Here is a 6,970-nt window from a genome sequence, read left to right on the forward strand (position 1 = left end):
TGGGAACAACTGAAAGGCGGCAACCTTGTGAATGCGACAATTCAGGATGTTGCTGCCTCGGCACATGTATCGGTTTCCACAGTCTCACGAGCTTTCAACAACCCTTCATTGGTATCCGACAAGACAAGGGCACGGGTACTTGAGGCAGCGCGCCGACTGAACTTCTCCATCATGAGATCAGCGACTGTACTGAAATCAGGACAGTCGCTACGTATCGCATTACTGATTAACAGCCCTATCCAGTCCTGGTTCAATTCTTCAATCTTGGAAGGGCTGAACACAATCTTCAACCCGGCTGGCTATGACATTGCTATACGTCGAATTCTGACCCTTCAAGAACGACAAAACTTCTTCCGCGATCTCCCTATCAGGCGCAACGCTGATGCAGTCATCGTAACCTCGTTTGACATTGACAAGGACGAAGTTGAACGACTTCATTCAGTAGATGTTCCTCTTGTCGGCATCAATTCATCATTATCGGAGCTGTTCGACGCAGCAGTCAATATTGATGACGTGCAGGGAGGCATGCTGCTGGCACGTCATCTCCTGTCATTGGGGCACCGAAATATTGTCTTCATCATTACGGAGATGTATGCTTCAGTACTTCATTTCAGTGCGCAAAAGCGCGTTAATGCCTTTCTTGATACCTGCCGAGCCAATGGAGTGGAACCCACCATTATCAAGGTTGCAGACAGCCATGACCAGATAGATGATGCTTTAACGCAAATATTCAGCCTTTCATCCCTTCCCACTGCTATAGCCTGCCAAGAGGATGGCATAGCCGTGCCCTTAATGTTTGAATTGCAGAAGAGCGGCATTGAGGTGCCTGTCACAGTCTCGGTGACAGGTTTCGATGACAGCCTGTATGCTCATGAAGTCGGATTGACTACAATCCATCAGGATCCCATACGACTTGGAGAGATTGCCGCCAAGAAAGCTTTAGACCTTATTGCGGGCAAGAAAATAACTAACCCTTGCGAAACAGTACCTGCGAGGCTAATTCTACGCAGCAGTACATCCCGTCCAAGGCATGAGGCCGAAAGCCTCACATCTGGACGACAACCATAACGCACCATGGATTACTGCTCGACCAGGCTTACGGTATCCCGCTCAGACTCAATCGAAATCGTCAAACCCACTAAGAGACAATTCGATATTCATCCCAATCACACGTTCCACTGCCTGAGCACACGCTTGCCCTGGTAGATGCCAAGAACACCGTAATGCGCCGTATTCATCCTGAACAGCTGGGCCTTATGGGGATCCAAGTCAAGCCACTGCGTCGTCAGGATGCGCAGGATATGGGCGTGCGCCACCAGAAGCACATGCCGCCCCGAACACACCAGAGGTTCGAGCCATTCGACAATCCCACGCGCACGGGCAGCTACCTGATCCAGACTTTCGCCCTGAGTCACATGCACGGAAACGGGGCTGCCCGAAGGCAGATCGACCACCCGGTCGCCAGCCAGCTCATCGATGCCCAAAGCATGCGGACCGTCGATCCACAGTTTCCAGTCACGGCCAAGGCTGGCCACCACGTCTTGAGGACGGTGCCCCTCGGCCGGACCGTAATCCCACTCCAGAATCCCATCCATCGGCTCCGGATCAGAGAAACCGGCCAGTTCGGCTGTCTGCCTGGCTCGTTGCAGGGGGCTGGAAAAAATGCAGTCAGAGTCAAATCCATCGGGGAAGGCCTTAGCCAGCCTTTGACCCGCCTCTTTGGCCTGTTCACGCCCTTGGTCGGTCAGGGGGATATCAGTGCGCCCCGTGTATTGCCCGGTTTCGCTCCAAACTGTCTGACCATGCCGCAGCAGCACAGCATAGCCTTCGCTCTCGTTCGAGGCATCTTTGCCCGACGTATTCTTCACAATGTCCATGGATGGCAGTTTAACCCCAGGTACGGTCACGCCCAAGCACCGTGCATGTGGGATAATGAACCTATGACGGACTCAGGACGGGAACCTGGCAGGATGGCCGACCAAGTGGTCGGCATGCTTCATCAGGTGGATAGCAAGGTGAATGACATGCGCAACTCGATTGAATCTGACCCGGAATCGCTGACAGACAAGCTGGTCAAGTTTGCGCTTCCCAGCATCGCCGCACTGCTGGCTGGCAAGCTCTTCCAGGCCTTTTGGAGCGGACTGGTCCGCAAGCGCAATGGAGGCGTGGACAGCCCCGAAGAGGATCAGGAGAGCGCTACTGCCGGTCTTCTCTTCGGCGTTCTATCGGCAGCCGTTACCGCCCTGGTCTCAGGTCTGTCCGAGCGGGGTTCCCAGGCTCTGATCGACCGTCGTCACCAGCGCTGAAAGCAAGGGACGCTGACTGATAACCAGACCGGTCCAGATAACGCTGATTGCGTGATTTTGACGACAAGGTCTTGCATTGGCAGGCGTTGACGGCCAGAATGTCAAAATGACCTTATCAAATTCACAGAAAACCCCGACCGCAAATCCGGCCGACAATCCCACCATACGGACCTTGCTTGAACGGCGCTCCATCCGCGGATTCACTGACGAACCGGTAGACGACCAGACCGTCGCCCTGCTGGAGCAGGCGGCCCAGCATGCAGCGACAAGCCGGTATTTCCACGAATGGTCGGCCATCAGGGTCACGGATCATGATGAGGCGCTGGCTATCGCGGATATGGCCCATCAGCGCTATGTCGCCGAAGCCCCGTTACTCTACATCTTCCTCGCCGACCAGCGCCGCAATGCCGATCTGGTCCGACGATTCGACGATGATCTGGATCCGGATACCACCCTGCTCAACTCCGGGTATGTCTTCCTGCAGTCCCAGAATGATGCGGTCCTGGCCCTGCACGCCATGGAGACCGCAGCCAACGCCCTGGGCCTGGGCGGAGTCATTCTGGGCAGTGTCATCAATGATACGAACAGACTAATCGATCTGCTGAAGTTGCCCAAGCTGGTCTATCCGGTGCTGGGTCTTGCCATCGGCCATCCGGCCCAGGACCCAGATCCCAAGCCCAGGATGCCTCGTCAGGCGCAAATCTTTACCAACACCTACCAGCGGGCCGACGATGATGCAGACATGAAGGACGCCTTGGCTGACTTCGATCAGACGGTCACCCGCTATTATCGCGACATCCGGCACATGGACGACCCTCACCGTTCATTCAGCGCCATGATGACTGACAAGGTTCGCAACCCTGCCTCCGGCCATGAACCCATGCTGGATTCGATCCGCCGGCAGGGCTTTGACCCAGCCTGCTAGGCAATGAAGTCCCTGCTGGCCAGACAACTGTAAGGCTCACCAGCCTAGTTCACCAGCCTAGTTGTGAACAAACAAAGCCCAATCGGCCCCAGGCAGCGAGATCAGCGGAATCCGATCTTGCTGCCTGGGGCCGTATGGATCACCTCTGCGATCATCAAGAATGCCAAGTCGAACGCTAGAGCTGCAGAGGCAATGACTGCCCCTACCGACGGCGGGGTTTATACCCACGTTTGCGACTATGCGGTTTCAGAGTTCGCGAGCCCGTCCTCATACGCTGGTAGGAGCCCGGCTCATGGCTGGTCAGATGCCAGTTTCCGCAGTAATCACAACGGTAGACCCACAGAAGAACGTTGCGTTCGACCATGCTGCGGTCGGCGGCCTGCTGGGCCTTGGCCCGATCGTGATACATGATCTTGGACGTAGCAGCGCAACGTCGTGGGGTGAAATAATGCATGACAGCGTACGACTACCTCGAAACCGATCTGACTATCCTTCTGTACACTTTTGCACTCATAGCGCCCAATGCCCGATCGGGCAGGCCCTGCCAGATGACACATCCGAATGATGCAAGATCAGACTGGCAGGGCGCAATCCTTCATAACCAGAAGCAGTTAAAGACGGGCGGACGCGAGCGACTCTAGAGCACGGATCAGGGCAGGTCGTGACCGGCGCTCAGGTAGAGGTCGTACCATTCCTGAGCGGTCAGATCCACATCCGCGCCGGCGGCCATCTGCGTGATGCGCTCGGGGTTCATGGATCCCAGAAGCACCTGTATGCCCGCGGGATGCCGCAGAATCCAAGCCACAGCAATAGCGCTCTTGGCTACCTCATGCTGTTGAGCCAACTTGTCCAACTCTGCATTGAGTTCGGGATAGCGGGGATTGTCCAGGAAGACTCCGTCAAAGTATCCGGTCTGGAAGGGGCTCCAGGCCTGAATGGTCATGGACTTCAGCCGCGAATAGGCCAGAAGACCACCATCATGGTCCAGGCTGGGATCGTCGCCCATATTGACATGAATCTCCTGGTCGACCATGCCGGTGTGCCCCAGACCGAATTGCAGCTGGTTGACCTCCAGGCGCTGGCTTACCGCGCTCTGCAACAGCTCCACCTGCATGGGGTTGACGTTGCTGACGCCGAAGTGCCGAACCTTTCCACTGGATTGCAGTTCATTGAAGGCCTCAGCCAGATCGTCCAAGTCGACCAGGGTGTCGGGGCGATGCAGCAGTACGAAGTCGACATGGTCGGTCTGCAGGTTGACCAGCTCCTCATCCAGGGCCTTCAGCAGGTGATCCTTGGAGAAGTCGTAGCGGGTGATCTGGTCGCTGTCCGGGTTGCGGAAAATGCCGAACTTGGTCTGAATGCCCACGCTGTCACGGTCTACGCTCAGATCCTTCAGAGCCTGCCCCAGGGCTCGGCTGCTGGCCCCGGCATGGTAGCAGTCTGCTGTGTCGAAGAAGTCCACGCCCGCATTCATGGCAGTCTCCACAATGGTCCGCGCTTCCTCGCGGCTCTTCTGATCGATCCGCATGACCCCCAGGGCCACACGGGAGGCCCGGAATCCTGACCGTCCTAAGTTCATGTATCGCACAATGTCCTCCTCGCAATTGACGTCTAGGCTCGAGTCTACCCGTACCGGCTACCTCCAGCCTTGTGCGGCTACTCCAGCAGGTTGCCACGCAGTGCCTCGACCTGGTCTGGCCCGAACCCTAGGGCCTGCCGCGCATAGGTAAAGACATCCCCATAGGCCTTGATCATGGTTTGTTGGGCATGGGCCAGGTATTCTTTCTTGACGCAGAGCGCAATCTGCAGGGCATCCAGTGAATCCTGGTCGAAGCCTTTGGCGCGGAATTGGTCCAGCAGTTGATTGTTGGCCTCGACCCTCTCTTGGTTGGTCTTCAGATAGTCCGCAAATACCTGGGTGTCGTCCACTTCCAGCAGCCAGAGCACCAGGGCCGCGGCGAACCCGGTCCGATCCTTGCCGGCAAAGCAGTGGAAGAGCGTAGCCCCCTGGATGTTGTCCACGACGATGCGCAGGAACTTCCCATATCCCCGCTGGGCCGCAGGACTCATGACCAGGTCATGGTAGACATTCAACATGTGGTCGTTGACCTGATCCGCTAAACCCAGCGAGGCGAAATCGTCCAGGCTGGCGCCGTTGGTACCACTTTGCTCCAGCAGATCAATGTTGGTAAAGGTCACACCATCGATCCTGTCGTCCGGACTTTCCTGTCTCTCAAAGGGCCGGCGGAAGTCCACGACCTGTGTCACCCGATAGCGGTCGACCAGTTCCCTCTTCGTATCTTCGTTCAGACCCACCAGCTGTCCTGATCGGATGAACTTGTAGGGACGAACCCGGCGGCCGTGGATGGTCCGCATGCCCCCCAGATCACGAAAATTGGTGATGTTCATTAACGACCTCCTTAGGCTGCGCCCAGTCCCCACGCCAATCCCGCCTTTATAAAGGTCACTGGGACGCAGTGCGCCAGCGCGCAATCAACAGCAAGAGCCAACAAGCAATGCAACCAAGGTACCATCACCGTTGCTGTGCAGACACGCCATGGTCTCGCGGCAGAAGTTTCTTGTGAGGGCCTGATCGGTTGGTGCTGTCAGAGCTCTGCGGTTAGGGCCTGTTTGATTGGTGTGCCTCCCCCGGTGATGTTGTAGATCCTGCCTGTGGTCTGGGGAAGGTCGACGCAGTCGGCCAGGCATTGTGCCACGTCGGGGATCGGTATGGGTCCGGGGCGGTCTGGTTCTACCTGGATGGCTCCTGTGCCGGTCTGTTCGGTCAGGCTGCCTGGCTCGATGATGGTGTAGTCCAGTCCGGAGCCGATCAGGTATTGGTCGGCCATGTTCTTGGTCACGTAATAGTCGGCGAGGGCGTCGATGGCAGGTTTGATCTGGGGCTGCTCCCAGCGCAGCCAGTCTGCTGCATACATGGCTCCCAGCATGACGTACCTGGTGATGCCGGCCGTTTTGGCGGCCTCTATGGTCTTCATGGCTCCCAAAGCGTCGATCTGGTTGATGTCCTTGCCGCGTGAGCCTGCGGTGAAGACGACGGCATCCGCATGCGTCTTGCGGAATGCGTCGGTTACCTGGGAGAGCGGGTCATGCAGATCCAAGGTCACGGGCTCAACCTGCTGGCTGGCGTGAATCTTCGAGGCCCCTCGCGCGCAGGCGACCACTTCGTGGCCGGCTTTAACCAGGTCCTCGCAGGTCAAGGCGCCTACTCTGCCCGTGGCTCCTACAAGAATGATTCTTTTGCCCATGCTCATCCGCTTTCTTCGTATCCGTGTTTGTTCGCCTGATTCGGCTGCTTTTCATTCTAGATGTCCTGAACCAGAAACGACAGGCGGCAAAAACGACAGGCGGCAAAGTGGGCGACGCTTTTGAGATCAGTGCTCTCTAGGTTCAAATCGCAGACTGCGCAAGTGAAAGGCGGCTTTTGGTATTCAGCCGAACTGTGTTTGATTGTTTCCCTCACGGCTTTGTGCAGGAGGACAGGGACGGCCAAGCATTGGTCTGAAGTGAATATAAAAAGGGAGGCATCCTCAGGAATGTTCTCCCGAGGATGCCTCCCATATTCAAATGTAATGGCGGCGGTGTGCTACTCTCCCACACTCTTCCGGGTGCAGTACCATTGCCGTGCTGGGTCTTAGCTTCCGGGTTCGGAATGGGACCGGGCGTCTCCCCCAGGCCATGACCGCCGCGAATCTTCAATTCTGCCAACCCGTTGCCGGGT

At 56.9% G+C, this 6,970-nt stretch carries 8 protein-coding genes and 1 rRNA gene; 3 read left to right on the top strand and 6 right to left on the bottom strand.

Annotated elements, in window-relative coordinates; translation table 11 throughout:
• The first annotated feature begins 27 nt into the window (after positions 1–27).
• Positions 28–1,068, top strand: a complete 1,041-nt coding sequence (locus LPC22_RS08240; protein WP_045923850.1) for a LacI family DNA-binding transcriptional regulator — start codon at positions 28–30, stop codon at positions 1,066–1,068.
• Between the two features lie 98 nt (positions 1,069–1,166).
• Here LPC22_RS08240 and LPC22_RS08245 read toward each other — a convergent pair whose 3' ends face one another.
• Positions 1,167–1,877 (bottom strand): histidine phosphatase family protein, encoded by a 711-nt coding sequence (locus tag LPC22_RS08245; RefSeq protein WP_229133466.1) that lies wholly within the window; start codon positions 1,875–1,877, stop codon positions 1,167–1,169.
• A 63-nt stretch (positions 1,878–1,940) separates the two neighbouring features.
• On the opposite strand from LPC22_RS08245, the gene LPC22_RS08250 reads away from it, so the two are divergent.
• Together LPC22_RS08250 and LPC22_RS08255 are read left to right on the top strand one after the other, a co-directional pair.
• A complete protein-coding gene (locus LPC22_RS08250) occupies positions 1,941–2,306 on the top strand; it encodes a DUF4235 domain-containing protein (protein ID WP_229133467.1) in 366 nt (121 codons plus the stop codon).
• 106 nt (positions 2,307–2,412) lie between these two features.
• Positions 2,413–3,231 carry a nitroreductase family protein gene (locus tag LPC22_RS08255; protein ID WP_229133468.1) on the top strand — a complete coding sequence of 273 codons (819 nt, stop codon included), beginning with the start codon at positions 2,413–2,415 and terminating at the stop codon, positions 3,229–3,231.
• 202 nt (positions 3,232–3,433) lie between these two features.
• Here LPC22_RS08255 and LPC22_RS08260 read toward each other — a convergent pair whose 3' ends face one another.
• The 5 genes from LPC22_RS08260 to rrf form a co-directional block, all read right to left on the bottom strand.
• Complete coding sequence (locus LPC22_RS08260) at positions 3,434–3,685, bottom strand: hypothetical protein (RefSeq protein WP_024628097.1); 252 nt, start codon at positions 3,683–3,685, stop codon at positions 3,434–3,436.
• 195 nt (positions 3,686–3,880) lie between these two features.
• Positions 3,881–4,819, bottom strand: coding sequence for an aldo/keto reductase (locus tag LPC22_RS08265; protein WP_024628096.1), 939 nt, complete (start codon positions 4,817–4,819; stop codon positions 3,881–3,883).
• 68 nt (positions 4,820–4,887) lie between these two features.
• Positions 4,888–5,640, bottom strand: coding sequence for a tyrosine-protein phosphatase (locus tag LPC22_RS08270; RefSeq protein WP_229133469.1), 753 nt, complete (start codon positions 5,638–5,640; stop codon positions 4,888–4,890).
• 197 nt (positions 5,641–5,837) lie between these two features.
• Complete coding sequence (locus LPC22_RS08275; protein WP_229133470.1) at positions 5,838–6,503, bottom strand: SDR family oxidoreductase; 666 nt, start codon at positions 6,501–6,503, stop codon at positions 5,838–5,840.
• A gap of 319 nt (positions 6,504–6,822) precedes the next feature.
• A 5S ribosomal RNA gene (rrf, locus tag LPC22_RS08280) occupies positions 6,823–6,939 on the bottom strand.
• Positions 6,940–6,970 lie beyond the last annotated feature (31 nt).

It is taken from the genome of Bifidobacterium mizhiense (genome assembly GCF_020884755.1).
In the GTDB taxonomy this organism is placed as follows: domain Bacteria; phylum Actinomycetota; class Actinomycetes; order Actinomycetales; family Bifidobacteriaceae; genus Bombiscardovia; species Bombiscardovia mizhiensis.

Excerpts from the sequence above, each read along its gene's own strand:
- LPC22_RS08245 (WP_229133466.1), bottom strand. The coding sequence starts at position 1,877 with ATGGACATTGTGAAGAATACGTCGGGCAAAGATGCCTCGAACGAGAGC.
- LPC22_RS08260 (WP_024628097.1), bottom strand. The coding sequence starts at position 3,685 with ATGCATTATTTCACCCCACGACGTTGCGCTGCTACGTCCAAGATCATG.
- LPC22_RS08255 (WP_229133468.1), top strand. The coding sequence starts at position 2,413 with ATGACCTTATCAAATTCACAGAAAACCCCGACCGCAAATCCGGCCGAC.
- LPC22_RS08270 (WP_229133469.1), bottom strand. The coding sequence starts at position 5,640 with ATGAACATCACCAATTTTCGTGATCTGGGGGGCATGCGGACCATCCAC.
- LPC22_RS08275 (WP_229133470.1), bottom strand. The coding sequence starts at position 6,503 with ATGAGCATGGGCAAAAGAATCATTCTTGTAGGAGCCACGGGCAGAGTA.
- LPC22_RS08250 (WP_229133467.1), top strand. The coding sequence starts at position 1,941 with ATGACGGACTCAGGACGGGAACCTGGCAGGATGGCCGACCAAGTGGTC.